The 22,770-nt window shown below is 42.2% G+C and carries 16 protein-coding genes, 3 tRNA genes and 2 pseudogenes; 19 read left to right on the forward strand and 2 right to left on the reverse strand.

The annotated features are described in order from the left end of the window. Window positions 1–37 precede the first annotated feature (37 nt). The 14 genes and pseudogenes from GFH30_RS01265 to GFH30_RS01330 all read left to right on the forward strand — a co-directional run bounded on the left by GFH30_RS01265 (window position 38) and on the right by GFH30_RS01330 (window position 15,239). Window positions 38–121 (forward strand) — tRNA-Tyr (locus GFH30_RS01265). Window positions 122–159: 38 nt separating this feature from the next. Beyond that, window positions 160–235, forward strand: a tRNA-Gly gene (locus GFH30_RS01270). 18 nt (window positions 236–253) lie between these two features. Further along, window positions 254–328: transfer RNA gene (locus GFH30_RS01275), tRNA-Thr, on the forward strand. Window positions 329–476: 148 nt separating this feature from the next. After that, window positions 477–1,665 (forward strand): annotated as a pseudogene (gene tuf, locus GFH30_RS13390) (elongation factor Tu). A gap of 194 nt (window positions 1,666–1,859) precedes the next feature. Next, window positions 1,860–2,300: a preprotein translocase subunit SecE gene (gene secE / locus GFH30_RS01285; protein ID WP_153370411.1), complete on the forward strand. Its 441-nt coding sequence runs from the start codon at window positions 1,860–1,862 to the stop codon at window positions 2,298–2,300. Window positions 2,301–2,307: 7 nt separating this feature from the next. Further along, a complete protein-coding gene (gene nusG, locus GFH30_RS01290; RefSeq protein WP_005006980.1) occupies window positions 2,308–2,841 on the forward strand; it encodes a transcription termination/antitermination protein NusG in 534 nt (177 codons plus the stop codon). Between the two features lie 120 nt (window positions 2,842–2,961). Then, on the forward strand, window positions 2,962–3,390 hold the full coding sequence (rplK, locus tag GFH30_RS01295) for a 50S ribosomal protein L11 (RefSeq protein WP_004813566.1): 429 nt from the start codon (window positions 2,962–2,964) through the stop codon (window positions 3,388–3,390). 3 nt (window positions 3,391–3,393) lie between these two features. After that, on the forward strand, window positions 3,394–4,089 hold the full coding sequence (gene rplA / locus GFH30_RS01300; RefSeq protein WP_153370413.1) for a 50S ribosomal protein L1: 696 nt from the start codon (window positions 3,394–3,396) through the stop codon (window positions 4,087–4,089). A 301-nt stretch (window positions 4,090–4,390) separates the two neighbouring features. Continuing rightward, window positions 4,391–4,897, forward strand: coding sequence for a 50S ribosomal protein L10 (gene rplJ / locus GFH30_RS01305; RefSeq protein ID WP_153370415.1), 507 nt, complete (start codon window positions 4,391–4,393; stop codon window positions 4,895–4,897). Between the two features lie 48 nt (window positions 4,898–4,945). Beyond that, window positions 4,946–5,311, forward strand: coding sequence for a 50S ribosomal protein L7/L12 (rplL, locus tag GFH30_RS01310; RefSeq protein ID WP_153370417.1), 366 nt, complete (start codon window positions 4,946–4,948; stop codon window positions 5,309–5,311). Window positions 5,312–5,615: 304 nt separating this feature from the next. After that, window positions 5,616–9,704: a DNA-directed RNA polymerase subunit beta gene (gene rpoB, locus GFH30_RS01315; protein WP_153370420.1), complete on the forward strand. Its 4,089-nt coding sequence runs from the start codon at window positions 5,616–5,618 to the stop codon at window positions 9,702–9,704. A gap of 151 nt (window positions 9,705–9,855) precedes the next feature. Beyond that, a complete protein-coding gene (gene rpoC, locus GFH30_RS01320) occupies window positions 9,856–14,055 on the forward strand; it encodes a DNA-directed RNA polymerase subunit beta' (protein WP_153370422.1) in 4,200 nt (1,399 codons plus the stop codon). A 153-nt stretch (window positions 14,056–14,208) separates the two neighbouring features. Beyond that, entirely contained in the window at window positions 14,209–14,751 is a 543-nt protein-coding gene (locus GFH30_RS01325) for a hypothetical protein (protein ID WP_153370424.1), read from the forward strand. Window positions 14,752–14,879: 128 nt separating this feature from the next. Then, window positions 14,880–15,239: a DNA transfer protein p32 gene (locus GFH30_RS01330; RefSeq protein WP_153370426.1), complete on the forward strand. Its 360-nt coding sequence runs from the start codon at window positions 14,880–14,882 to the stop codon at window positions 15,237–15,239. A 55-nt stretch (window positions 15,240–15,294) separates the two neighbouring features. Here GFH30_RS01330 and GFH30_RS01335 read toward each other — a convergent pair whose 3' ends face one another. Continuing rightward, window positions 15,295–15,798 carry a DUF4442 domain-containing protein gene (locus GFH30_RS01335; protein WP_196779985.1) on the reverse strand — a complete coding sequence of 168 codons (504 nt, stop codon included), beginning with the start codon at window positions 15,796–15,798 and terminating at the stop codon, window positions 15,295–15,297. Window positions 15,799–15,914: 116 nt separating this feature from the next. Here GFH30_RS01335 and GFH30_RS01340 point away from each other — a divergent pair, with 116 nt between their 5' ends. The 5 genes from GFH30_RS01340 (at window position 15,915) to htpG (ending at window position 21,684) form a co-directional block, all read left to right on the forward strand. Beyond that, window positions 15,915–16,784 (forward strand): alpha/beta fold hydrolase, encoded by an 870-nt coding sequence (locus tag GFH30_RS01340; protein ID WP_153370430.1) that lies wholly within the window; start codon window positions 15,915–15,917, stop codon window positions 16,782–16,784. Between the two features lie 114 nt (window positions 16,785–16,898). Further along, on the forward strand, window positions 16,899–18,266 hold the full coding sequence (locus tag GFH30_RS01345) for a Na+/H+ antiporter family protein (RefSeq protein WP_153370432.1): 1,368 nt from the start codon (window positions 16,899–16,901) through the stop codon (window positions 18,264–18,266). A gap of 247 nt (window positions 18,267–18,513) precedes the next feature. Continuing rightward, window positions 18,514–19,134: an OmpW/AlkL family protein gene (locus GFH30_RS01350; RefSeq protein ID WP_153370434.1), complete on the forward strand. Its 621-nt coding sequence runs from the start codon at window positions 18,514–18,516 to the stop codon at window positions 19,132–19,134. Between the two features lie 169 nt (window positions 19,135–19,303). Then, window positions 19,304–19,648 carry a lysozyme inhibitor LprI family protein gene (locus GFH30_RS01355; RefSeq protein ID WP_153370436.1) on the forward strand — a complete coding sequence of 115 codons (345 nt, stop codon included), beginning with the start codon at window positions 19,304–19,306 and terminating at the stop codon, window positions 19,646–19,648. A 116-nt stretch (window positions 19,649–19,764) separates the two neighbouring features. Further along, a complete protein-coding gene (gene htpG / locus GFH30_RS01360; protein ID WP_153370438.1) occupies window positions 19,765–21,684 on the forward strand; it encodes a molecular chaperone HtpG in 1,920 nt (639 codons plus the stop codon). Window positions 21,685–21,762: 78 nt separating this feature from the next. Here htpG and GFH30_RS01365 read toward each other — a convergent pair. After that, window positions 21,763–22,749: pseudogene (locus tag GFH30_RS01365) on the reverse strand (hypothetical protein); the annotation flags it as partial. Between the last annotated feature and the right edge of the window lie 21 nt (window positions 22,750–22,770).

The following is a 22,770-nucleotide window of genomic DNA, read 5'->3' on the forward strand; positions in this document are numbered from 1 at the left end:
ATGAGTTGAAAGAACGACACTGATGTAAGTGTAAAATGGTGAGGTTCCCGAGCGGTCAAAGGGGGCGGACTGTAACTCCGCTACGAAAGTTTCGAAGGTTCGAATCCTTCCCTCACCACCAATTTTAAGACTTCAAGAAGTGGATTGTACCAACATCGTGCGGGAGTAGCTCAGTTGGTAGAGCGGTAGCCTTCCAAGCTACATGTCGCGAGTTCGACCCTCGTCTCCCGCTCCATATTGAAGTACTTATTATGCTCTTATAGCTCAGTGGTAGAGCACTCCCTTGGTAAGGGAGAGGTCTCGAGTTCAAATCTCGATAAGAGCTCCAGATTACAGTTTAGCAATTTTGATTGCACAAGATTCCGAAAGCAGGCTATTTAGTCTGCTTTTCAAGTATCTGAAGTTTGGTTTTTTAACGACATGTCGGAGCTGAGTTTTACTCAGAATTGTGTTCGACGTAAACGAGGAGTATTAACATGGCTAAGGCTAAGTTTGAACGTAATAAGCCACACGTTAACGTGGGCACAATTGGTCACGTCGACCATGGTAAAACAACTTTAACAGCTGCAATTGCAACTGTATGTGCAAAAACTTTTGGTGGCGAAGCGAAAGACTACGCTGCAATTGACTCTGCACCTGAAGAAAAAGCACGTGGTATTACAATTAATACTTCACACGTTGAGTATGACTCAGTTATTCGTCACTACGCACACGTAGACTGCCCGGGTCACGCCGATTATGTTAAAAACATGATTACTGGTGCTGCTCAAATGGACGGCGCGATCCTTGTATGTGCTGCGACTGATGGTCCTATGCCACAGACTCGTGAACACATCCTTCTTTCTCGTCAGGTAGGTGTACCTTACATCGTTGTATTCTTAAACAAATGCGACTTGCGACGACGAAGAGCTTCTTGAACTAGTTGAAATGGAAGTTCGTGAACTTCTTTCTACTTATGACTTCCCAGGTGATGACACTCCAATCATCCGTGGTTCAGCTTTAGCTGCACTTAACGGTGACCAAGGTCAATACGGCGAGCCAGCAGTAGTTGCTCTAGTTGAAGCACTTGACTCTTACATTCCAGAACCAGAACGTGCAATCGATAAAGCATTCTTGATGCCAATCGAAGATGTATTCTCTATCTCTGGTCGTGGTACTGTGGTAACTGGTCGTGTTGAATCAGGTATCGTTAAAGTAGGCGAAGAAGTAGAAATCGTTGGTATTAAAGATACAGTTAAAACAACTGTAACTGGCGTTGAAATGTTCCGTAAATTGCTTGACGAAGGTCGTGCAGGCGAGAACTGTGGTGTTCTTCTACGTGGTACTAAACGTGAAGACGTTCAACGTGGTCAAGTATTGACTAAACCAGGTGCGATCAAACCGCATACTAAATTCGACGCAGAAGTATACGTACTTTCTAAAGAAGAAGGTGGTCGTCATACTCCGTTCCTTAACGGCTATCGTCCACAGTTCTACTTCCGTACAACTGACGTAACTGGTGCAATCGCTCTTCAAGAAGGCGTTGAAATGGTTATGCCTGGTGACAACGTAGAAATGTCAGTAGAATTAATCCACCCAATCGCAATGGACGCAGGCTTACGCTTCGCAATCCGTGAAGGTGGTCGTACTGTTGGTGCTGGTGTTGTAGCTAAAGTTACTGCATAATCGCAAAAAATAATATGACAAGTTGGGGCTTCGGCCTCAACTTGTTTTTGTAGTTTAGTTGGTGGCGTGTCGGTGTCTAAAACCGAATGTTGGGTGAGTGAGTATTTCCTGACCTGCCAAGTTTTTATAAAAGACGCTTGATGTTGGTAAAACTGGTCATATAATAAGTCGCGAAACCTACGACGAGTACAAAAATGTCGAATGATAAAACACGTGACGCATTAAGCGAAGCGGCAATTCCTCAAAGAAATAATCCTGCTGAAGATGTCAACGCTGGTTCTCCATTAGATATAGTTCTATGGATTATCGCTTTGATTTTACTCGTTGGAGCCATGATGGTGAATGGATATTTGCCAGCATATTGGGCACCAGCGAATGATATCTGGGTTCGCGTTGGGGTAATTTTGGCTTGTATCGTTGTGGCTTTAGGTTTATTATACGCCACCCATCAAGGCAAAGGCTTTGTTCGTCTTCTCAAGGATTCGCGAACTGAGTTACGTCGAGTGACCTGGCCGACTAAACAAGAAACTGTGACCACATCTTGGCAAGTTCTTGTAGTCGTAGTCATTGCAGCAATTTTATTGTGGTGCTTTGATTATATTTTAGGCTGGTTAATGAAGTTTATTATCGGGTAAGAGAGCTATGAAACGTTGGTACATTATTCATGCTTATTCAGGCTATGAAAAACAGGTGTTACGCTCACTTAATGATCGAATCCAGCGCAGCGCTGTAGCCGATAGCTTTGGTGAAGTCCTTGTCCCTACTGAAGAAGTAGTGGAAATGAAGGATGGTAAAAAGCGTAAATCAGAGCGCAAATTCTTTCCAGGCTATGTATTAGTCGAAATGGAAATGAATGATGAGACCTGGCACATTGTTAAAGAATGTCCAAAAGTTTTAGGCTTTATTGGTGGCACGGCTGAAAAACCGGCACCAATTACGCAAAAAGAAGCTGATGCGATTCTTGCACGTGTACGCAATACTGGTGAAGCACCTCGTCCTAAGACGATGTTTGAACCAGGCGAAGAATTACTTGTTATAGATGGTCCATTCACCGACTTTAAAGGCGTGGTGGAAGAAGTTCTATACGAGAAGTCACGTTTAACGTTGACAATTAATGTATTTAACCGACCTACTCAGGTTGAACTGGAATTTCGTCAAGTCGAAAAATCAGTTTAAGCACTGTAGGTTGAAAACGCCTGACTTATTTATGCGTCAGGCATTGTTGTTGTAACGGTAATCGTTACTTAGAATCATTGGGGAGCCTTAATCGGCGTTTGCACCCAGAGGTATTTTGAAATGGCTAAGAAGATTGACGGCTATATCAAGCTGCAAGTTCCAGCTGGTAAAGCGAATCCATCTCCACCGATTGGTCCTGCACTAGGTCAACGTGGTGTAAACATCATGGCTTTCTGTAAAGAATTCAATGCTGCTACACAAAAACTTGAAGCTGGTCTACCAATTCCAGTCGTGATTACTGTGTACAACGACAAGTCGTTCACATTCATCATGAAAACTCCACCTGCTGCGATTCTTCTTAAGAAAGCTGCTGGTATCCAAAAGGGTTCTGCTGTACCAAACAAAACTAAAGTTGGTAAGTTGACTCGTGCTCAATTGGAAGAAATTGCGACTACTAAAGAACCAGATTTAACTGGTGCTGATTTAGACGCGCGTGTACGTACCATCGCTGGTTCTGCACGTTCTATGGGCTTGGAAGTGGAGCTTTAAGACATGGCTAAATTAACTAAACGTCAAAAAGCGATTGTTGCCGCTGTTGAAGCACAAAAAGTTTACACTTTGGAAGAAGCTGTAGCAGTTATTGCAAGCCTTCCTGCGCCGAAATTCAAAGAATCTTTGGATATCGCTGTAAACCTTGGTGTTGATCCACGTAAATCTGATCAAGTTGTTCGTGGCGCGACTACACTTCCTGCAGGTACTGGTAAAACTGTACGTGTAGCTGTATTCGCTCAAGGCGCTGCTGCTGAAGCTGCTAAAGCTGAAGGCGCGGACATCGTTGGTTTTGACGATCTTGCTGAAAGCATTCAAGCAGGTAACCTTGACTTCGACGTAGTAATTGCTGCTCCAGATGCAATGCGCGTAGTTGGTAAATTGGGTACGATTCTTGGTCCACGTGGCTTAATGCCTAACCCTAAAGTGGGTACGGTTACTCCTGACGTAGCAACTGCAGTTAAAAATGCAAAAGCTGGTCAAGCACGTTACCGCGTAGACAAAGCTGGTATTATCCATGCTGCGATCGGTCAAGTAGGTTTCACTGCTGAAGCTGTTCGTTCAAACGTTGAAGCACTTATCGCTGACCTTAAGAAAGCAAAACCTGCTACTTCTAAAGGTATCTACATTCAAAAGATCACTTTGAGCTCAACTATGGGTCCTGGTTTGATCGTTGATGTAGCAAGCGTTTCTAAATAAGTTTCGACTTATTACAGAATTTTAAAGCCCTGAGTAACATTTGAAGCACTGCTTCAAATGTTACGCAAGAAACGCTCCGTCGTATTTTGCAAACTTAGGCAAACTTTGAATTGATAAATATTTGTTTATCAGCGTCAAAGACCTCAGGCGAGGGGAGTTTTATGCTTCGCTCTTAATATTCCAGCCTGCGTAGACGCGGTGGTGTGATTTTGTTCATCCTCCGCGTGTGTGTCTAGCAATAGACTCACGAACTGGGAGTGTGCTTTGTAAAGCACATAAATCACCGTTAGGAGGTTTTACAATGGCTCTTCTTATCGAAGGCAAAAAACAGATCGTAGCTGAAGTAACTGAAGTTGCTTCTACTGCATTTGCTGCTGTTGTTGCTGACTACCAAGGTTTAACTGTAGAGCAATTAACTACTCTACGTGTTGAAGCTCGTAAACTAGGTGTTCACACACGTATCGTGCGTAACACTTTGGCGAAACGCGCTCTTCAAGATACTCAATTCAATATCTTGAATGACAGCCTTGTTGGCCCAACAATCTTAGCTTTCTCAACTTCTGAAGACGACATGGGCGCTGCAGCTCGTTTGTTCGAAGAATTTGCTAAAACTAATAAAGCATTTGAACTTAAAGCTGCTGCATTTGATGGCAAAGTGTATCAAGGTGCTGAAGTTAGCGTTATCGCGAACCTTCCGAACCAAGAGAAAGCACTTACTATGCTTGCAAATGTACTTCAAGCACCTATTTCGAAATTGGGTCGCTTGCTTACAGCGCTTCAAGAGAAAAACGGTTCAGAAGCTGCATAAGCTCAAACTTACACACACATCATTCAATACCCATTTGGAGTTACTCTCATGGCTTTAACAAACGAAGAAATCCTAAACGCAGTTGCTGAAAAAACTGTTCTTGAACTTGTTGAACTTATCTCTGCTTTCGAAGAGAAATTCAACGTTTCTGCTGCTGCTGTAGCTGTTGCTGCTGGTCCTGCTGCTGCTGCTGCTGAAGAACAATCTGAATTCAACGTTGAGTTGACTTCATTCGGCGCGAACAAAGTTGCTGTAATTAAAGCAGTTCGTGAAGTAACTGGTCTTGGCTTGAAAGAAGCTAAAGACATGGTTGAAGGTGCTCCAGCGATTCTTAAAGAAGGCGTTTCTAAAGAAGAAGCTGAAGAACTTAAAGCTAAACTTGAAACTACTGGTGCAACAATTACTGTTAAGTAATTTTGCCGGGAGTCGATTTGTTAAAAATTGACTCCAAAAATTGGCTGATGGCTCTTGGGTCATCAGCCTTTTTGCGTTACAATTATCGGCTCGATTTTTGTTTGCTGATGGAAAAATCATCAAATTAAAAATAAACATAAAGATCAAACGCTTACCAATATTTTTCATTAAAAAATATTGTTAAGCGTTTTAATACCACTAAAAATTGCAGCATTTGTAAAAGTGGTGGCCATATCCGGCCAGCGTAATTCCTTCTGAGCCCGTTCTGCAGGCGGGCTTGGTTTACACTTTCCGAGGACTCCAGATGGCATACTCATATACCGAAAAGAAACGGATCCGTAAGAATTTTGGTAAATTGCCTAGCATTATGGATGCTCCGTACTTGCTCGCGATTCAAGTCGACTCGTACAGAACATTCTTGCAAGATGGCAAATCACCAAAAAACCGCGAAGATATCGGTCTCCAAGCCGCATTTCGTTCAGTTTTTCCTATAGAAAGTTATTCTGGCAATGCTGCTTTAGAATTTGTTGAGTATAGTCTTGGTAAGCCTGAGTTTGATGTTCGCGAATGTATTCTTCGTGGCTCAACTTATGCAGCACCAATGCGTGTGAAGATTCGTTTGATCCTCAAAGATCGCGAAACGAAATCGATCAAAGATGTACGTGAACAAGAAGTCTATATGGGCGAAATGCCATTAATGACAGACAACGGTACCTTCGTTATTAACGGTACTGAGCGTGTAATTGTGTCTCAATTACACCGTTCACCAGGCGTATTCTTCGATCACGATAAAGGTAAAACTCACTCAAGTGGTAAAGTCCTTTATTCTGCTCGTATCATCCCTTACCGTGGTTCATGGTTAGATTTCGAATTCGATGCCAAAGACCTTGTCTATGTACGTATTGACCGTCGTCGTAAATTATTAGCGACTGTGGTACTTCGTGCGCTTGGTTTAAGCAACGAAAACATCTTGAACATGTTCTACGAGAAAGTACCTGTATATCTTGATATGGGTAGCTATCAAATTGACCTTGTACCAGAACGTCTGCGTGGCGAAATGGCACAATTTGACATCTTGGATAAAGATGGCAAAGCAATTGTTGAACAAGGTAAACGTATTAACGCGCGTCACGTACGTCAAATGGAAGCTTCTGGTTTAACCAAACTTCCTGTTCCTGATGAGTACTTGTACGAACGTATCACTGCTGAAGACATTCCATTAAAAGATGGTGATGTGATTGCTGCAAACACAGTATTGAGCCATGAGATCATGGTGAAGATTGCAGAAGGCGGTGTTAAACAATTTAACATTCTGTTCACGAATGATATCGACCGTGGTTCATTCATTGCAGATTCTCTACGTGCAGATACAACGACTAGTCGTGAAGAAGCACTTGTAGAAATCTACAAAGTAATGCGTCCGGGCGAGCCACCAACAAAAGAAGCTGCTGAAAACCTATTCAACAACTTGTTCTTCTCTACAGAACGTTATGACCTATCTCCAGTGGGTCGTATGAAGTTCAACCGTCGTTTGGGTCGTCCTTACGAAGTCGGTACAGATCAGAAGTCTCGTGAAGTTGAAGGTATTTTATCGAACGATGACATCACTGATGTATTAAAAACATTGGTTGAAATCCGTAACGGTAAAGGCGAAGTCGACGATATCGATCACTTGGGTAACCGTCGTGTTCGTTCTGTTGGTGAAATGACAGAAAACCAATTCCGTGTTGGTCTAGTTCGTGTAGAACGTGCTGTTAAAGAGCGTTTGTCACAAGCTGAAACTGATAACTTGTCTCCGCAAGATTTAATCAATGCGAAGCCTGTTGCTGCTGCAATCAAAGAATTCTTTGGTTCAAGCCAGTTATCTCAGTTCATGGACCAAAATAACCCGTTATCTGAAATCACGCATAAACGTCGTGTTTCGGCGCTTGGTCCCGGCGGTTTGACACGTGAACGTGCAGGCTTTGAGGTACGTGACGTACATCAAACTCACTACGGTCGTGTATGTCCAATTGAGACGCCTGAGGGTCCAAACATTGGTTTGATCAACTCACTTTCTGTATATGCAAAAGCCAACAACTTCGGTTTCTTGGAAACACCATATCGTAAAGTTGTTGACGGCCGCGTAAGCATGGACGTTGAATATTTATCTGCAATTGAAGAAGTAGGTACTGTAATTGCACAGGCCGATTCTGCAATGGATAAAGATGGTAACTTAACAGAAGAATTCGTATCTGTTCGTCACCAAGGTGACTTCGTACGTATGCCTCCTGAAAAAGTAACGCATATGGATGTATCTGCTCAGCAGGTTGTGTCTGTAGCTGCGTCACTAATTCCGTTCCTTGAACACGATGATGCCAACCGTGCATTGATGGGTTCAAACATGCAACGTCAGGCTGTTCCTACGTTAATCGCTGATAAACCGCTTGTTGGTACAGGCATGGAAGCGAACGTAGCACATGACTCTGGTGTATGTGTGATCGCAAAACGTGGTGGTCGTATTGAATATGTAGACGCATCTCGCGTTGTTATTCGTGTTGACGAAGCAGAAATGATCGCGGGTGAAGCAGGTGTAGATATCTATAACCTAATCAAATACACACGTTCGAACCAAAATACGTGTATCAACCAAAAAGTTCTTGTGAACATGGGTGATAAAGTAGGTCGTGGCGATGTATTGGCTGATGGTCCATCAACAGATGGCGGTGAGTTAGCCCTTGGTCAAAACATGCGCGTTGCGTTCATGACGTGGAATGGTTACAACTACGAAGACTCGATCTTGTTATCAGAACGCGTTCTTCAAGAAGATCGTTTAACTTCGATTCATATCCAAGAATTGTCATGTGTTGCACGTGATACGAAATTGGGTGCTGAAGAAATTACTGCCGATATCCCGAACGTGGGTGAAGCTGCACTTTCTAAACTTGATGAATCAGGTATTGTTTACATCGGTGCTGAAGTAACAGCAGGTGACATCCTTGTAGGTAAAGTAACGCCTAAAGGTGAAACGCAGCTAACACCAGAAGAAAAATTGCTTCGCGCAATCTTCGGTGAAAAAGCGGCTGACGTGAAAGATTCATCTTTACGTGTATCTTCAGGTGTGAAAGGTACGGTTATTGACGTACAAGTGTTTACACGTGACGGTCTTGAAAAAGACGAACGTGCTCAAGCAATTGAGAAAGCACAACTTGATGCTTACCGTAAAGATTTGAAAGAAGAATACAAAATCTTTGAAGAAGCAGCACGTGAACGTATTGTTCGCCTGTTGAAAGGTCAAGAATCGAACGGTGGTGGTACAACTAAACGCGGTGACAAACTTTCAGAAGATGTGTTGTCTGGTTTAGAGCTTGTTGACTTGTTGGATATCCAGCCTGTTGATGAAGCGATTGCTGAACGTTTAACTCAAATTCAAGTCTTCTTAAAAGAGAAAGGCATTGAAATTGATGAGAAATTTGCAGAGAAAAAACGCAAACTTTCTACAGGCGATGAGCTTACAACTGGCGTATTGAAAGTTGTTAAAGTTTACTTGGCTGTAAAACGTCGCATCCAACCGGGTGATAAAATGGCGGGTCGTCACGGTAACAAAGGTGTTGTATCAAACATCCTACCTGTAGAAGACATGCCACATGATGCTAACGGTGTACCTGTTGATATCGTATTGAACCCGCTAGGCGTACCATCGCGTATGAACGTGGGTCAGATTCTTGAAACTCACTTAGGTATGGCGGCGAAAGGTCTTGGCGATAAAATCGACAAGATGATGCAAGAGCAACGTACTGTTATTGAGCTTCGTGAATTCTTAGACAAGATTTATAACAAAGTTGGTGGCGAGCAAGAAGATCTTGATAGCTTAACTGATGATGAAATCTTGGCACTTTCTAAAAACTTGCGTAAAGGTGTTCCACTTGCTACGCCTGTGTTTGATGGTGCAGAAGAATCACAAATTAAAGAATTGCTTGAACTTGGTGGCATTTCACGTACGGGTCAAACAGTATTGTTTGATGGCCGTACGGGTGAACGTTTCGACCGTCCTGTAACTGTAGGTTACATGTACATGTTGAAACTGAACCACTTGGTTGATGACAAAATGCATGCTCGTTCGACTGGTTCTTACTCTCTAGTAACGCAACAGCCATTGGGCGGTAAAGCTCAATTCGGTGGTCAGCGTTTCGGTGAGATGGAAGTCTGGGCACTTGAAGCTTACGGTGCAGCATATACTCTTCAAGAAATGCTTACTGTTAAGTCGGATGACGTTGAAGGTCGTACTCGTATCTACAAAAACATTGTAGATGGAAACCATTATATGGATCCGGGTATGCCTGAATCGTTCAACGTATTGACCAAAGAGATCCGTTCTTTAGGTATCAACATTGAACTGAAAAATGGTGACTAAGAATCTCCATTAAATCTCCCCAAACCCCTCTTTGTAAAAGAGGGGCTTCCCCCTTAACAAAGGGGGACTGAGGGGGATTAGATTCAGTTAAAAAACAATATTTGTGACCCAGTTGTTGAGTGAAAATCTCCACAACACACGGAGAAAAAAATTGAAAGACTTGCTCGATATCATGCGCAAAAAGACGGATTCAGACGGTCATGCTCCTGTAGAGTTTGATCGCATCCGTATTGGTCTTGCGTCACCAGAAATGATTAAGTCATGGTCTCATGGTGAAGTTAAAAAACCTGAGACAATTAACTATCGTACGTTCAAGCCTGAACGTGATGGTTTATTCTGTGCCAAAATCTTTGGTCCAGTAAAAGATTACGAATGCTTGTGTGGTAAATACAAGCGTATGAAATACAAAGGCGTCATTTGTGAAAAATGTGGCGTTGAAGTAACAACTGCGAAAGTACGTCGTGAGCGTATGGGTCATATTGACCTTGCTTCACCTGTTGCGCACATTTGGTTCTTGAAATCACTTCCTAGCCGTATCGGTCTATTATTAGACATGACGCTACGTGATATCGAACGTGTATTGTATTTCGAATCTTACGTTGTAACCGATCCTGGTATGACTCCATTTGAGAAATACCAACTTCTTAACGATGAAGAATACTTCAATGCGTTAGAAGAACACGGTGATGAATTCAGCGCGAAAATGGGTGCAGAAGCGATTCAAGATTTGTTGAAAGACATCGATCTTGAAGCTGAAATTGCACGTCTTCGTGAAGAAATTCCTGTAACAACTTCAGAAACGAAGCTTAAAAAAGCGTCGAAACGTTTGAAGTTGATGGAAGCATTCAACGATTCGAACAACAAGCCAGAATGGATGGTGTTGACTGTACTTCCAGTACTTCCACCAGATCTTCGTCCGCTTGTACCACTAGAAGGTGGTCGTTTCGCGACTTCAGATTTGAACGACCTTTACCGTCGTGTGATCAACCGTAACAACCGTTTAAAACGTCTTCTTGACCTTGCAGCGCCAGACATTATCGTACGTAATGAAAAACGTATGCTTCAAGAGTCTGTAGATGCATTGTTAGACAACGGTCGTCGTGGTCGCGCAATTACAGGTTCGAACAAACGTCCGCTTAAATCTTTGGCAGATATGATCAAAGGTAAACAAGGTCGTTTCCGTCAAAACTTGTTGGGTAAACGTGTCGATTATTCTGGTCGTTCAGTAATTACTGTAGGTCCTACTTTACGTTTACACCAATGTGGTCTTCCGAAGAAAATGGCACTTGAACTATTCAAGCCGTTCATCTTTGCGAAACTACAAGCATCTGGTCAAGCAACCACCATTAAAGCTGCGAAGAAAATGGTTGAGCGCGAGACTCCAGAAGTTTGGGACGTTCTAGCATCTGTGATTCGTCAACATCCAGTGATGTTGAACCGTGCGCCAACACTTCACCGTTTGGGTCTTCAAGCATTTGAACCGACTCTAATTGAAGGTAAAGCGATCCGTCTACACCCACTCGTATGTGCTGCGTTCAACGCCGACTTCGACGGTGACCAAATGGCGGTACACGTACCATTAACACTTGAAGCTCAGTTAGAAGCTCGTGCGTTAATGATGTCGACCAACAACATCTTGTCTCCAGCGAACGGTGAGCCAATCATCGTACCGTCTCAGGACGTTGTGTTGGGCTTGTATTACATCACTCGTGATGCGATCAATGCCAAAGGTGAAGGCATGGTGTTCGCGGATACTGATGAAGTAAACCGTGCACTTGCAACAGGTCAAGTTGATTTACACGCTCGCGTTAAAGCACGTGTACACCAAACTGTGATTGATGAAAACGGAAACCGTGAACAACAAACGATTATTGTTGATACGACTCCGGGTCGTTGTTTGCTTTGGGAAGTTGTGCCAGAAGGTATGGATTTCCAACAAATCAACGTTGAGATGACTAAAAAGAACATCTCTAAAATCATCAACTCTTGCTACCGTAAATTAGGTCTAAAAGATACTGTTATCTTCGCTGACCAATTGATGTACTTAGGTTTCCGTCAAGCGACACGTTCAGGCGTATCGGTTGGTATGGAAGACATGCTTATTCCACCGCAAAAACAAGCGATTATTGGTAAAGCAGAAGCTGAAGTACGTGAAATTGAACAACAGTTCGAACAAGGTTTCGTAACTGCTGGCGAACGTTATAACAAAGTTGTCGATATTTGGGCGCGTACAAACGACCAAGTAGCGAAAGCAATGATGGACAACTTGTCTTACACCACTGTTAAAAACAAACAGGGCGAAGACGAGAAACAAAAATCATTCAACTCAATCTATATGATGTCTGACTCGGGTGCCCGTGGTTCGGCAGCTCAGATTCGTCAGCTTGCAGGTATGCGTGGTTTGATGGCGAAACCAGATGGTTCGATCATTGAAACGCCGATTAAAGCGAACTTCCGTGAAGGTTTGACAGTACTTCAGTACTTCATCTCGACACACGGTGCGCGTAAAGGTTTGGCCGATACCGCATTGAAAACTGCGAACTCTGGTTACTTGACTCGTCGTCTTGTAGACGTTGCGCAAGATTTGGTTATTACTGAACCAGATTGCGGTACGTTTGACGGTCTAGTGATGACGCCGTTCATTCAAGGTGGCGATGTAATCGAAAACCTTGGTGCACGAGTTCTTGGTCGTGTTGTTGCTGAAGACGTTAAGAAAGTGGGTACGGACGAAGTTCTTCTTCCACGTAACACGCTTATTGACGAGAAACTTGCTACATTTATTGAAAATGCCGGTATTGACGAAATTAAAGTACGTTCAGTTGTAAACTGTGCGTCTACATTCGGCGTATGTGCGAAGTGTTATGGTCGTGACCTTGCACGTGGTCACCAAGTGAACCCAGGTGAATCTGTTGGTGTCATGGCTGCTCAATCAATTGGTGAGCCAGGTACTCAGTTAACCATGCGTACGTTCCACGTTGGTGGTGCTGCGAGCCGAACTTCTGCTGCAAACAGCATCCAAGTTCGTAACAAAGGTACTGTACGTTTCCACAATGTGAAAACTGTACAACACGCCAAAGGTCACTTGGTATCGACTTCTCGTTCAGGCGAGATCGGTATTGCGGATGATTTAGGTCGCGAACGCGAACGCTACAAAATCCCGTACGGTGCGTCTATCTTGTTAAAAGATGGCGAAGAAGTTGCAGCAGGCGGTATTGTGGCAACTTGGGATCCGCATACACATCCATTGGTAACAGAAGTTGCTGGTAAAGTACGCTTCAGCCAAATTGCTGATGGCGTGACTGTGACTTCGAAAACTGATGATGCAACAGGTATGACTACAATCGAAATCTTACCAGTGACTTCACGTCCTGCGTCAGGTAAAGATTTACGTCCTGCTGTTGTACTTGATACCGTTGATGGTGGTGAACAGTTCTACTTCTTGCCACAAAACACAATTCTTTCTGTCCGTAATGGCGAAACAATTGGTGTCGGTGATGTTATCGGTCGTGTACCACAAGAATCTTCACGTACACGTGATATTACCGGTGGTCTTCCACGCGTAGCGGATTTATTCGAAGCACGTAAACCGAAAGAGCATGCAATTCTTGCTGAAATTTCAGGTGTTGTAAGCTTCGGTAAAGAAACTAAAGGTAAGAACCGTCTTGTGATTACTCCGGATGATGGTTCTGAGATTTACGAAGAGCTTATTCCGAAATGGCGTACCATTAACGTGTTCGAAGGCGAGCATGTGAACCGTGGTGAAACTATTTCTGATGGTCCACAGAACCCACACGATATTTTACGTTTGAAAGGCGAAGTTGCGCTTACAAACTACATCGTGAACGAAGTTCAGGACGTTTACCGTCTGCAAGGTGTAAAAATCAACGACAAGCATATTGAAGTGATCGTACGTCAAATGCTTCGTAAAGTTGATATCACTGACGGTGGTGATACAAGCTTCATCAAAGGCGAACAAGTGGATTACATCCGTGTTGTTCAAGAAAACCAAGCAGTGGCAGCGCAAAACAAATTCCCTGCGAAGTTTGAACGTCTATTGATGGGTATCACGAAAGCATCGCTTTCTACTGACTCGTTCATCTCTGCTGCATCGTTCCAGGAAACAACGCGTGTGTTAACTGAAGCGGCTGTAACAGGTAAAGAAGATGATTTACGCGGTCTGAAAGAGAACGTTGTTGTGGGTCGCTTGATTCCAGCGGGTACAGGTTTGGCATATCACTTAGAGCGTCGTCGTCAAGAAGCAGAAGCTGCAGAGCTTGAGCTTCACAATGACTTCTCTGATGTTGACCAAGCATTGAGCCAAGCGTTCAGCGATGAGTTTAACGGTCTTTAATTAGTCCTTTAAACCAGTCTAAAAAAGCCACCTTCGGGTGGCTTTTTTTATAGCTCAATATTTAATGTTATAAAAAGTGCTAGGTAAAATGATTTATTTTTCATATATTAAAAACATAACAAAATTTCTATAAGCGCAATCTGTGGGGTCATCATGTCATTCAAATTACAAGTTTTAGCATTTTCACTTTTCGGTTCAATCTCTTTAAGTGCTATTGCAGCACCAATGCCTAATACCATTGTAGTCGATGATAAAGCCGTTGTACCTGTACTGAAAACTGAAGTGATCCGTCGCGTTGAGGGTCAAAAACCCATTCGACATGTCGAAGCGACCATTTTAGAAATGACCAATAAAGGCAAAGATATTGTTGCTAAAGAAGTCGTGTTTGAAGATCATCTCGATCAATTTTCTGAAAAGAAACTCGCTATTCCTGTATTACAAAAAGGCGGGGTGATTGTGCCGACTTCAAAAATTGAAATCAATAAAACCTTAAAACAAGAAGGTCAACTACTGCAAAGTAGTAAAACGATTGATGCAGAAGGTATAGAAGTTAAAAAAGATCAAACGGTGGTAAAACGCACATTATTATTGCAAGAACATGAACAAAGCAATAAAGAAAAAGTGACTCATACCTTAATGACTGAAGATGGTGCCACAACCAAAGATATCATTGAGATTCAATCACCTCAACAATGATAAATGTTGAAATAGATATCATTTTTACAAAATTCATCATCAATACGCCAAGAAGTAACACGTTATCAATAATATTTTCATGGATATGCTTTAAGCTAAAATCAAAGTCAATATTAGGGACAACAATCATGAAAAAATTAATGGGTATGGCAGCAGTGGTTACACTTTCAACCATGGGTATGGTCGGTTGTGAAAGTATGTCATCGAGCCAACAACGTATCGGTGCAGCTGCACTTGGTGGTGCTGTCGGTGGTGGTGTGGGTAACAGTGTCGGTGGTGGTGTAGGTTCAGCTGTTGGCGGCGGTGCAGGTGCTGCAGTCGGTAGTAAAGCACAAGGCGGTTCAAACCGTAGTGCGACTTATAGCGGTGTTGGTGGTGCGATTGGTTCAGCAGTCGGTAAAAGCGTATTCGGTGGTAATGCCGGTGCAGCCATTGGTGGTGCGATCGGTGGCGGTGCGGGTGCTGCTGTTGAGCAAAATCGTCGCTAAGTCTAGAACAGTTTAAATGAAAATAAAGCGCCATATGGGCGCTTTATTTTTGCGTTTATTTCTCTAAAGCGAACTTTTTAATGAGACCTTGTGCATGCTTGCGTCGGATATACACTGTTTTCTGTACTTCAGCAATTCGAGCGCCTGAATCATCATAAATATTCAGTGAATAATTTCGGTAAACTGGGGCATGGTTGGCTGCCAGAGAAATAATTGTATTCACTTCATCTGCATCGATGCGAACATCGGCATACACAGTTCCACGACCTGGGGCAAGAAATTGAATGGTCGCAGCACGGTCCCACACAATGTACTTTGGCCCTAAATGATGCATGAGCAGTAGCATATAAAATGGGTCAACCATCGAATACAAACTACCGCCAAAATGCACACCGACAATATTTTGGTTCTTACGAGTTAAGGGCATTTTGACACGAATGTGATAACCGGATAGATTCATTTCATCAATTTCAATGCCCGCACCACGATAAGGCGCATAGCGATTCAGCATGAATTTTGAAACGAAGGGAAGGCTTTGAATTTTACGTAATAGGCTCATACTGACATTCTTTTTTCTTGTATTGCTATGCATACTAGAGCAACAAGATGACTATGGCATTGATCAATCCTGCCGAATTGCAAAATAAACCGTCAATAACAACAAAGGAACTCAACATGGATACACAAACACGATGGGTAAGCACGAGCGATCAGCAACGCTTATGTGTAAAAACCTTTGGTGATGAAAAAAATCCCGCTTTGGTATTGGTACATGGTTATCCCGATCATCAAGCCGTTTGGGAACCGATGCTAGAACATTTGACGCAGCATTATTTTGTGTTGACCTATGATGTCCGTGGTGCAGGAGAATCCTCTATTCCCAAGCGTATTCGTGATTATGCTTTGCCACGCTTAAGTCAAGATTTAGAAGAAGTCACTGAACAGGTATTAGGGGATCGAAGCTTTCATTTAGCAGCACATGATTGGGGATCGATCCAATCTTGGGAATCGGTCACAGAAGCGAAATTTCGCGGTAAAATTCTCTCTTACAGCACCATTTCAGGTCCATGCTTAGACCATGCAGCATTTTGGATGCGGAATCAGTTTAATCACAATAAAACCAAATTTTTAAAGCAATTGACCAAGTCTTGGTACATTGTGGTCTTTCAATTGCCCTTTTTAGCACCGACCGTATGGCGCTTCTTTAATGCTGAGCGTTGGGGACAAATTTTAAATAAAATTGAGCAACAGCCAGACTTGCCATTGAATCATGAGATTGCCCAAGATGGCCAACATGGTGTCAATTTATATCGTGCTAATTTTATTCCCCGCTTACTTAAACCGCGTCAACGCCATGCCATTTGTCCAGTACAAGCCATTGTGTTAAAGCGTGATAATTTTGTCAGCCCTGAACTGATTGATGAAGTGCCGAAATGGGCGGAAGATTTTTCACAAGTGACCCTTGATGCTAATCATTGGGCAGTCTTAAGTCAGCCTCAAAAAGTGGCAGATTTGATTCATCAGTTTATTCAAAAGCAGTCTTAATTTTTATACCCCTTTGTGGGTTTACAATCAAAGCGCTACAGGAACAGATAAGAACAGCTCAATAGAAAACAAACTCTGATAAAATAACTTTTTTTTCAGACTTGCCATTTTCTTATGTTTGCTATTCTTGCCGCCATTGCAGTCATGTTTGGACTGTCCTTGGCTCGTGTTCCTGTGGTATTCGCATTGATTATTGGTGCAGTCGTAGGTGGTTTATTGGCTGGCTTGGGCATCCACGGCACCATCGAAGCCTTTAATAGTGGTTTGGGGAATGGTGCTCAGATTGCTTTGGCTTATGGTGTATTAGGTGCGTTTGCGTTGGCTTTAGCCCGTTCAGGATTACCTGATTTATTGGCGTATAAGCTGATCCATAAACTTCAAGGCAACAGCGACCTTAAAGCCCAAAATCGTGTCAAATATGTCATTTTTGCGACTGTCGCACTTGCAGCAGTATGTTCGCAAAACGTGATTCCTGTGCATATTGCGTTTATTCCAGTCCTTATTCCGCCATTATTGAGCGTATTTAATCATTTAAAACTCGACCGTCGTTTAGTGGCATGTGTGCTTACATTCGGTTTGGTGGGTACATACATGTTGGTACCTTTTGGTTTTGGTGCTATTTTCCTGAATGATATTTTGGGTCAGAACATCAATACTTTCGGTAAGCCTTATGGTTTTAGTATTACCTATGACATGATTCCTCGTGCAATGGCAATTCCTGTATTTGGGATGTTTATCGGTTTAATGGTGGCCATGTTTATTAGCTATCGTAAACCGCGTGAATATGCAGAAGTGCCTGTCAATGCAGCGGCACATAGTATCTCAGGTGACATTAAAAGTGATGTAAACGGAAAGCCTGAAGTTGCACGTTTTACCTTGATTATGGCAGCGATCGCTGTGGTTGCGACACTTTCTGTACAAGTCATTTCAGATTCAATGATTCTTGCTGGTTTAGTGGGTGTTGCAATCTTAAGTTTTGCGGGCATTTTCAAATGGAAAGAAGCAGATGATGTGATCATTAGCGGTATGCGGATGATGGCATTGGTTGGCTTTATCATGATTTCTGCGCAAGGTTTTGCTTCTGTCATTGAAGCGACCAATCAAGTGCCTGAGTTGGTCAAAGCCTCTGTGGAATGGATTGGTAATAGCCAAGGTTTAGCTGCATTTTGGATGTTGTTGATCGGTCTACTGATTACTTTAGGGATTGGTTCTTCATTCTCAACTGTGCCGATTTTAGCCATCATTTATGTGCCACTTTGCTTGCAGTTTGGCTTTAGTCCTGCCGCAACTATTGCATTAATTGGTACCGCAGCTGCACTCGGTGATGCAGGTTCTCCAGCGTCAGATTCAACCTTGGGTCCAACATCTGGTTTGAATATGGATGGTCAACATGATCATATGAAAGACAGTGTCGTTCCGACCTTTATTCACTATAACATTCCATTAATGATCTTTGGTTGGATTGCTGCAATGGTACTTTAATTGTAAATTGAGTCACATTTAAAATAAATTGTGAATATTAATTCAGACTAAAATCGTTGGAAATATAATAATAAATATTAATCAATTTGGTGGGTTTTTAAAAACCCACCAAATTACTCAAGTTAAAATAAAAATTATTTAATATTAATATCTTATAAAATAATAACAATTCAATGCATATAATGATATTGCATAATTTAAATACTCATGTTTATTATTTATATATTCATTCCAGAGGGGTATTAAAATGTTAAAACAATTCGCGCTTATCGGTTTAATGGGGCTTTCAGTTTCTGCAATGGCAGGTCAATGGCAAGTTAAAGTCGGTGGCTCTGTTGTATCACCTACAGGATCAACATCAGTAGGTGATTTAGGTGGTCTGAAGGTCGAAGCTGAAGATGAATTAGCGTTTACTCCATCTGTTGAATACTTCTTTAATGACAATATCTCTGCTGAAGTTTTATTAGCAGCACCGATTAACCATGATGTTTCAGCAGCTGGTTTAGGTGAAGTTGTTCGTATTAAGCATCTTCCACCAACGATTACTGCGAAATATCACTTCAAAAATGCATCACGCTTTACACCATATATTGGTGTTGGTGGTACAGCATTTGTTGCTTGGGATGAACGCAGCAAGGGTGAATTGGCTGGTACTGATGTAGATGTGGGTGAGTCGTATGGTTTTGCAGGTCAAATAGGTTTTAATTTCCAACCAGCGGATGCTAAGAACTGGGGTGTTTATTTTGATGCACGTTATGCACAAATCAGTCCTGAAGTGAAATTATCAGATGCAGATGGCACATTCGCTAAATTTGATCTAGATATTGATCCAATGGTTTATACACTAGGTTATAGCTATAAATTCTAAGAATAAGCAAAGAAGAAGCCTCATCTAATGATGGGGCTTTTTTATTATTTGCAAAAGAACAACGATTTATAACGAATAAAAATTGAGCTATTTAGCAATATTCAAATATATTGAATCGGTTAGAGTAGTATTCATTTGACCATTAATTAAAAAATCAGGAAGATCGACAATGCAATACCTTATCAAAAGTCTCTTGATCTTCGTGAGTGTGTTTAGTGTACAGAGTTATGCAGCGAGTTTTGATTGTAAAAAGCAGCTAAGTGTGACGGAACAAGCTATATGCAAAAACGTCAGTCTCAATGATGCTGATGTGAAAATGACGACAACTTATAATATTTTACGTCGATTAGTACCAATGGGGACACGTTCAGTGATTCAGGATGAACAAGTCAAATGGTTACAGTTTAGAGACCGCTGTAATGACTCTTTTGAATGTCTAGAGCAGGTTTATCAAATGCGTCAGCAAAAATTGAATTTGCATTTGGATCGCGTTTATCGCAATGGACCCTATTGATATTTTTTGATCAAAATCAAAGAAAAATAAAACAAAGGCATTGAAAATAGCCCAACTCACTCCATTCATATAGACAACAGTCATCATCTGTTTCTTAAAAATGAAAGGAGTGATTAATGAGCGAGTTAAGCGCACAAAAACATAGTTTTCAAGCTGAAGTGGCACAGTTATTACATTTAGTGACCCATTCTCTTTATTCCAACCCTGAAATTTTTCTTCGGGAACTGATTTCGAATGCTTCGGATGCCTGCGATAAACTTCGTTTTGAAGGGATTAACCATCCTGAATATTACGAAAATGATCCAGATTTGCATGTGCGTGTTCATTTTAATAAAGACAATAAAACACTCACCATTTCAGATAATGGTATTGGTTTAAGCCAGCAAGAGGCGATTGATAATTTAGGGACGATTGCCAAATCGGGTACCAAAGACTTTATGTCAAAACTGACGGGTGATCAAAAATCTGATGCCCAGTTGATTGGTCAATTTGGTGTAGGTTTCTATTCAGGTTTTATTGTTGCTGAAAAAATTACCGTTGAATCACGCCGTGCAGGTTCGGAGCAGAGCGAAGGTGTACGTTGGATCAGTGCCGGAACAGGTGAATTTGAAGTTGAGCAAATCAACAAAGAAAGCCGTGGTACGGACATTATCTTGCATTTGCGTGAAGATGCTCTTGAATACTTAGAAAGCTATAAAGTTAAGCAAATTATTAATAAATATTCAGACCATATTAGCTTGCCGATTGAAATGCAAAAAGAAGTTTGGCAAGAAGATGAAGCTGCTGAAGGCGAAGAGCCTAAAGGCGGTCAATATGTCAAAACGGATGAGTGGGAAGCGATCAACTCTGCAAGTGCACTATGGACCCGCAGCAAGTCTGAAATTACCGATGAGCAATATACTGAGTTTTATAAAAACCTCAGTCATGATTTTGCAGCACCTCTCGCTTGGGCGCATAACCGCGTAGAGGGCAGCACTGAATATACACAACTGCTTTATATTCCAAGTAAAGCACCGCATGATTTATTTACTCGCGAATCAAAAGCGGGCATTAAACTGTATGTGAAACGTGTCTTTATTATGGATGATGCAGATAATCTGATTCCAAATTATCTCCGTTTCGTACAAGGCGTCGTGGACAGTGCCGATTTACCACTGAATGTGAGTCGTGAATTGCTGCAAGAAAGCCGCGATGTGAAAACCATTCGTGAAGGCAATACGCGCCGTATTTTAACGGTACTTGATGGCTTGGCAAAATCGGAAGATGCTGCAGATCAAGAGAAATTTAAAACCTTCTATAGCGAGTTTGGTTCAGTTCTAAAAGAAGGTTTAGGTGAAGACTTTGGCAACCGTGAACGAATCTTAAAACTGCTTCGTTATGCGACATCAAATAATGATGAGATCTCAACATCATTGGTTGACTACAAAGCACGTATGAAAGAAGGGCAGAAAGCGATTTATTTCGTGACTGCTGACAGCCTAAATGCAGCGAAAAACTCACCTCAGCTTGAAGTCTTTAAGAAAAAAGGCATCGAAGTCTTGTTAATGAGTGAGCGTGTCGACGAATGGGCAATGAATTTTGTGCATGAGTTTGATGGTACACCACTGCAAAATGTCTCAAAGGGTGCCGTTGATTTAGGTGATTTGCAAGACGCTGAAGAGAAAAAAGCCTTAGAAGTGGCTGCTGAACAGTTTAAGCCAGTGGTCGATCAACTCTCTGAAGCATTGAAAGAGAAAACCAAAGAGGTGCGTGTAACGACACGTTTGGTCGATTCACCTGCATGTTTAGTGACAGGTGAGGGCGAGCTTTCGCCACAATTGATTCGTATGCTGAAAGATGCGGGTCAACCTGTACCTGATATGAAGCCAATTTTGGAAATCAATCCAGAACATCCTTTGGTACAAAAACTAGAGGGCTCGGCTCAGTTTGATGATTTGGCGAATGTCATTTTTGATCAAGCCTTGATTGCAGAGGGTGGTTTGCCAGAAGATCCTGCGGCTTATATCAAACGCATTAATAGTTTGTTATTGAAATAAGCAAAGCTACGTAAAAAAGCCCTCATTGGAGAGCTTTTTTACGTCATAGAGTAAATAGAGCTGACAGTTTGTGTGGCGTTAGAATCGGGCTTCTAAACGTACTAAGCCACCGACATAATGACTGCGATCTAAGCGTTCATCATTTAAATAATTCAGGTCAGTCTGAACAAAGAACCACTCTCTTAAGAAAGGTTGTCGCCACGAGACATAAGGTCCCCAACGGTTCAATTTCAGTTTGTCATCATTCAAATAGCCGCCAGTATACAGCCCATAGCTAAACCGATTATTCTGAAAGAATTGATGCTGTCTAAAGCTATAGTTGTCCCAAGTTAAATCATCTGTTTGCTGATCGGCATAGGTCAAACTGAGTTGATTTGAAATGAAAGCTTGGTTCGGACGTGCATGGGTGAGTTCTAAATTGGTACGCAAATAATGTTCACTTTCTATGCCGTAACGATAAATTTGTTCAGCACGGAAAAAATAGTCATTTTGCAGAGCCCAGTCTTTGCTGGCTTTTAGGCGTAGATAAATATCATCGCCTGAGCGTAAACCTAAGTCGAGGTCAGTTTCAAAAGGAATGCGGTCTGACCACTCTGACCAACGTAAGGCAAAGGAGCTGTTATCTTCCCGTGCACGTTTCGTGTCGAGCCGTTTATCATTATTCGATGCTGGATTTTCATCTGTAATCGCGATATTGCCTTCGAGTTCATTATCGAGACTGTCATCACCAAACACTAAGCTGAGCTTTTGTTCTAGCGTGGGCAGTTTGATCCGACCGCGGATGCGAGGTTTGATCTCGTAGCCATTATATTCATCCCAACGACTGTCTAAAATGACGCGCAATGTCGCACTTGCAGGTTGCTCAGGGTCTGCTTGACCAAACCAATTGTCAATTTTATACGCTGTACGATCCGTCCATTCCCGAATATTTTTTTGTTTCTGATCCGTCCACGAACGATCTTCTGTTTCTTGGGTGGGCGGTACAATTGGGTGATCAGATTGTTCGGGTAAGATGGTCGGCGTGGCATCGATCAAACGTGGAATGTGATCAAGTATATTTGAATCATTGGAGTGATGCTCGCTAAG

The sequence above is a fragment of the Acinetobacter wanghuae genome (genome assembly GCF_009557235.1).
Classification (GTDB): domain Bacteria; phylum Pseudomonadota; class Gammaproteobacteria; order Pseudomonadales; family Moraxellaceae; genus Acinetobacter; species Acinetobacter wanghuae.

Bases quoted from the DNA above. Each gene is read 5' to 3' on its own strand.
- GFH30_RS01330 (WP_153370426.1), top strand. From the start codon at position 14,880: ATGAAAAAATTAATGGGTATGGCAGCAGTGGTTACACTTTCAACCATG.
- GFH30_RS01340 (WP_153370430.1), top strand. From the start codon at position 15,915: ATGGATACACAAACACGATGGGTAAGCACGAGCGATCAGCAACGCTTA.
- GFH30_RS01355 (WP_153370436.1), top strand. From the start codon at position 19,304: ATGCAATACCTTATCAAAAGTCTCTTGATCTTCGTGAGTGTGTTTAGT.
- secE (WP_153370411.1), top strand. From the start codon at position 1,860: ATGTCGAATGATAAAACACGTGACGCATTAAGCGAAGCGGCAATTCCT.
- rplJ (WP_153370415.1), top strand. From the start codon at position 4,391: ATGGCTCTTCTTATCGAAGGCAAAAAACAGATCGTAGCTGAAGTAACT.
- rplL (WP_153370417.1), top strand. From the start codon at position 4,946: ATGGCTTTAACAAACGAAGAAATCCTAAACGCAGTTGCTGAAAAAACT.
- GFH30_RS01325 (WP_153370424.1), top strand. From the start codon at position 14,209: ATGTCATTCAAATTACAAGTTTTAGCATTTTCACTTTTCGGTTCAATC.
- rpoB (WP_153370420.1), top strand. From the start codon at position 5,616: ATGGCATACTCATATACCGAAAAGAAACGGATCCGTAAGAATTTTGGT.
- GFH30_RS01350 (WP_153370434.1), top strand. From the start codon at position 18,514: ATGTTAAAACAATTCGCGCTTATCGGTTTAATGGGGCTTTCAGTTTCT.
- rplA (WP_153370413.1), top strand. From the start codon at position 3,394: ATGGCTAAATTAACTAAACGTCAAAAAGCGATTGTTGCCGCTGTTGAA.
- htpG (WP_153370438.1), top strand. From the start codon at position 19,765: ATGAGCGAGTTAAGCGCACAAAAACATAGTTTTCAAGCTGAAGTGGCA.
- rplK (WP_004813566.1), top strand. From the start codon at position 2,962: ATGGCTAAGAAGATTGACGGCTATATCAAGCTGCAAGTTCCAGCTGGT.
- GFH30_RS01345 (WP_153370432.1), top strand. From the start codon at position 16,899: ATGTTTGCTATTCTTGCCGCCATTGCAGTCATGTTTGGACTGTCCTTG.
- nusG (WP_005006980.1), top strand. From the start codon at position 2,308: ATGAAACGTTGGTACATTATTCATGCTTATTCAGGCTATGAAAAACAG.
- GFH30_RS01335 (WP_196779985.1), bottom strand. From the start codon at position 15,798: ATGAGCCTATTACGTAAAATTCAAAGCCTTCCCTTCGTTTCAAAATTC.